This is a genomic window from Pseudooceanicola lipolyticus (genome assembly GCF_002786325.1).
Taxonomy (GTDB): Bacteria; Pseudomonadota; Alphaproteobacteria; order Rhodobacterales; family Rhodobacteraceae; genus Pseudooceanicola_C; species Pseudooceanicola_C lipolyticus.
Genome location: NZ_PGTB01000264.1, coordinates 1 through 3,306, shown reverse-complemented (window position 1 = coordinate 3,306; position 3,306 = coordinate 1). Strand labels below are relative to the sequence as shown.

Genomic DNA, 3,306 nt, shown 5'->3' with positions numbered 1-3,306 from the left:
CAGGGGCGCGACGGCTGGGATTATGTGCTGATCGGCCGCGCCGGCGCCACCGCCGACCGCCCCTTCCCCGAGTTGGTGAACGACCTGCGCCGCGCGCTCGACCGGCTGCACGGCAAGCCATGAGCCCGCTGGCCCATCTCGTCGCCCTGCCGGTGCGCGCCTACCGGCTGCTGCTGTCGCCCTGGGTCGGCCATGGCTGCCGGTTTCAGCCCACCTGTTCGGCCTATGCGCTGGAGGCTCTGGAAAGACACGGCGCCGTCAAGGGCGGCTGGCTGGCCCTGCGCCGCATCGCCCGCTGCCACCCCTGGGGCGGATCGGGAATCGACAACGTGCCGGAGTGAAGGCAAGCGGATTTCTGGGCCCGCCCACTGCCCTTTTGCCGCGCTTTGCCCTATGACGTTGACCAAGACGCTGCCCAACTGGACCGAGCCCATGTTCGACGAAGCCGAAGACATCCACCCGCTGTTTGCCGGGGCGCCCGCGACCACCGAGTTTCGCAAGCTGCGCAAGCGCATCGTGCGCTATACCCGCGAGGCGATCGAACAATATGGCATGATCGAACGCGACCGCGCCGACGGCACCCGGCCGAAATGGCTGGTCTGCCTGTCCGGCGGCAAGGACAGCTATACCTTGCTGGCGGTGCTGCACGAGCTGCAATGGCGCGGGCTGCTGCCGGTCGACCTGCTGGCCTGCAACCTGGATCAGGGCCAGCCGGGTTTCCCGGCGACGGTGCTGCCCGAATTCCTGCAAAAGATGGGCGTGCCGCACCGGATCGAATACCAGGACACCTATTCCATCGTCGTCGACAAGGTGCCGCAGGGGCGCACCTTTTGCGCGCTGTGCTCGCGGCTGCGGCGCGGCAACCTCTACCGGATCGCCCGCGAGGAGGGCTGTAGCGCCGTGGTGCTGGGCCATCACCGCGACGACATCCTGGAAACCTTCTTCATGAACCTGTTCCATGGCGGGCGGCTGGCCACCATGCCGCCCAAGCTGGTGAACGAGGAGGGCGACCTGTTCGTCTATCGCCCGCTGGCGCATGTGGCCGAGGCCGATTGCGAGAAATTTGCCCGCGCGATGAACTATCCGATCATTCCCTGTGACCTCTGCGGGTCGCAGGACGGGTTGCAGCGCCAACAGGTCAAGCAGATCCTCGACGGCTGGGAAAAGAACAGCCCCGGCCGCCGGCAGGTGATGTTCCGGGCGCTGATGAACGCCCGGCCCTCGCATCTGCTGGATCCCAAGCTGTTCGATTTTGCCGGGCTGGAACGGCGCCTGGGCGCCGATCCTGCCGACCTCCCCGCCGACCAGGGCGAGGTTCCGATCCTGCGTTAACGTCGCGGTCAGACCCCTGCAGTATCGTGGCCAGGTGCCATGATTTGTTCAAGGGGGTCCAATGTATCGACCCGGCCTGCTGTTCCGCCTGCGCGACAGGATTGCGCCCGCCCTGCTCGGGCCACCGGCGCTGGCCTTTCTGCCCGCCCTGTCGCTGGGTGCCTTCTGGCTGGGGGGAGAGCCGGTTTTAATCCTGGTCTCGCTGGGCCTGCCGCTGGTCGTGGCGGTGGCGCAGGCTCCCGGGCCGGGGCGTGACCGGGTGACCGGGCTGCTGCAAGGCCCCGGCTTTGAACGGGTAGTGGAACGGGTCCATGCCGAAACCGCGGGCGGGGCGCAGCGCTCGGCCTGTGTTCTGCTGGAACTGGAAGAGTTCGGCGATCTCGCCGCCCGCCACGGCACCGCGGCAGCAGAGGAGATGGCGCGCCTGTGCGGCCGACGCATCCGCTCGGTGCTGCGCACCGAGGACACCGCCGCCCGGCTGGGCGAAACCCGGTTCGGCATCTGCCTTGCCGCGATCGCCCAGCTTGACCTGGAGAATTGCATCCAGCTGGCCGGCCGTCTGCAGGCCGCTGTGGAAGAGCCGGCAGCGCTGGACGGCACCACCGTCTACCTGTCCTGTTCCATCGGCTTCTGCCTGCGCAGCCGCGCGCCAGGCCGGCAGCCCGGCGACTGGATCGCCGCCGCCGAGGCGGCGATGGGCAAGATGGGGCAGGGGCGGCTGTTCCAGCTGCGCCCGGGGCAGGACGATCTGGACGCGGCGCTGGCAGAGCGCGGCTATGCGGTGCTGGACCCGGTGACGATCTATGCCTGTCCGGTGGAGCAGCTGTGCAACGTGGCGATCCCGCGGGTGACCGCGCTGACCGTGTGGGAGCCGCTGGCGATCATGCGCGAGATCTGGCTGGCCGGCGGCATCGGCCCGGCGCGGGTCGAGATCATGCACCGCGCGGCGGGGCCGAAAACCGGCCTGCTTGGCCGGCACAGGGACAAGCCGGCCGGCGCTGCCTTTGCCGCCATTCATGACGGCATCGCCATGGTGCATGCGGTTGAGGTGCTGGCGCATCAGCGCCGCGCCGGCATCGGCCGCTGGTTCATGCGCGCCGCCGCGCTCTGGGCGCGCGACAACGGCGCGCGCACCCTGTCGGTGATGTGCACCGATGCCAACCGCCCGGCCAACGCGCTCTATGCTTCCCTCGGTATGGCCGTTGTGGGACATTACCATTATCGCCGCCAGGAGGAGCGCAGCCAGTCATGACCGATACCCGCCTGCCCACCGCCCTGGACCTGCCGATGGTGGACCCGCTGCCGGACTCGACGCAAAAATACTTCGACATCTGCCGCGACAAGCTGGGGATGGTCCCCAATGTGTTGCAGGCCTATGCCTTTGACATCGACAAGCTGAACGCCTTCACCGCGATGTATAACGACCTGATGCTGGCCGAAAGCGGGCTGACCAAGCTGGAGCGCGAAATGATCGCGGTGGTGGTGTCCTCGGTGAACCGGTGTTTCTATTGCCTGACCGCCCATGGCGCCGCGGTGCGGCAGCTGTCGGGCGATCCGGTGCTGGGCGAGATGCTGGTGATGAACTGGCGCGCCGCGGCGTTGGAACCGCGCCAGCGGGAGATGTTGGCATTTGCCGAGAAGTTGACGGTGGCCAGCGCCACCATCGAGGAGGCCGACCGCCAGGCGCTGCGCGAGGCCGGGTTCAGCGACCGCGACATCTGGGACATTGCCAATGTCGCGGGCTTCTTCAACATGACCAATCGTGTGGCCAGCGCCACCGATATGCGCCCCAACGACGCGTATCACGGCCAGTTCAGATGATACGGAGTCTCGCGGCCTGCGCCGCTCTCGGATTGGCCGCCGTCCCCGCGGCGGCGATCGAGCTTGTGCTGCCGCAAGGCGCGCGGCCGATTTCCGAGCGCAGCAGCCCGCTGGGCAGCTATGCGCTGCCGACCGGCCCCTTTGCCGCGGGCG

The 3,306-nt window shown here is 68.2% G+C and carries 4 protein-coding genes and 1 pseudogene; all 5 read left to right on the top strand.

What is annotated here, in order from left to right; translation table 11 throughout:
• Positions 1 to 123: pseudogene (locus CVM52_RS27845) on the top strand (ribonuclease P protein component); the annotation flags it as partial.
• Positions 120 to 341 (top strand): membrane protein insertion efficiency factor YidD, encoded by a 222-nt coding sequence (gene yidD, locus CVM52_RS24625; RefSeq protein ID WP_100164927.1) that lies wholly within the window; start codon positions 120 to 122, stop codon positions 339 to 341. The pseudogene CVM52_RS27845 and the gene yidD, both read left to right, overlap by 4 nt.
• A gap of 91 nt (positions 342 to 432) precedes the next feature.
• Positions 433 to 1,332, top strand: a complete 900-nt coding sequence (gene ttcA / locus CVM52_RS24620; RefSeq protein ID WP_100164928.1) for a tRNA 2-thiocytidine(32) synthetase TtcA — start codon at positions 433 to 435, stop codon at positions 1,330 to 1,332.
• 61 nt (positions 1,333 to 1,393) lie between these two features.
• Positions 1,394 to 2,584, top strand: a complete 1,191-nt coding sequence (locus CVM52_RS28015) for a GNAT family N-acetyltransferase (RefSeq protein WP_100164926.1) — start codon at positions 1,394 to 1,396, stop codon at positions 2,582 to 2,584.
• Positions 2,581 to 3,153, top strand: coding sequence for a peroxidase-related enzyme (locus CVM52_RS24610; RefSeq protein ID WP_100164925.1), 573 nt, complete (start codon positions 2,581 to 2,583; stop codon positions 3,151 to 3,153). The genes CVM52_RS28015 and CVM52_RS24610 overlap by 4 nt, the downstream gene beginning before the upstream one ends.
• The last annotated feature ends 153 nt before the right edge of the window (positions 3,154 to 3,306 follow it).